Genomic DNA, 320 nt, shown 5'->3' with positions numbered 1-320 from the left:
CCCCCCCCCCCCCCCCCCCCCCCCCCCCCCCCCCCCCCCCCCCCCCCCCCCCCCCCCCCCCCCCCCCCCCCCCCCCCCCCCCCCCCCCCCCCCCCCCCCCCCCCCCCCCCCCCCCCCTTTTAATGACACGGCGACCACCGAGATCTACACTGTTGTTCGTTCGTCGGCAGCGTCAGATGTGTATAAGAGACAGGCCTGGCTCAACAATAATCTGGGCCTGCCGCGCGATGGCGTGGCGCTGCTGGTGATTCTGTGGGCGCTGATCATCCTGCCCAAGCGCGAACGGCAGATTGCCCGCGTGGAAGCCGGGCGCGAAAACC

At 74.1% G+C, this 320-nt stretch carries 1 pseudogene; it reads left to right on the top strand.

Annotated features, from left to right (window positions below):
- Positions 1 to 320, top strand: a pseudogene (locus JHD64_RS21360) (hypothetical protein); the annotation flags it as partial.

It is taken from the genome of Aquitalea sp. ASV15 (genome assembly GCF_016429115.1).
In the GTDB taxonomy this organism is placed as follows: Bacteria; Pseudomonadota; Gammaproteobacteria; order Burkholderiales; family Chromobacteriaceae; genus Aquitalea; species Aquitalea magnusonii.
The sequence above is the reverse complement of the archived record's forward strand: the minus strand, read 5'-3'. Positions and strand labels throughout refer to the sequence as shown.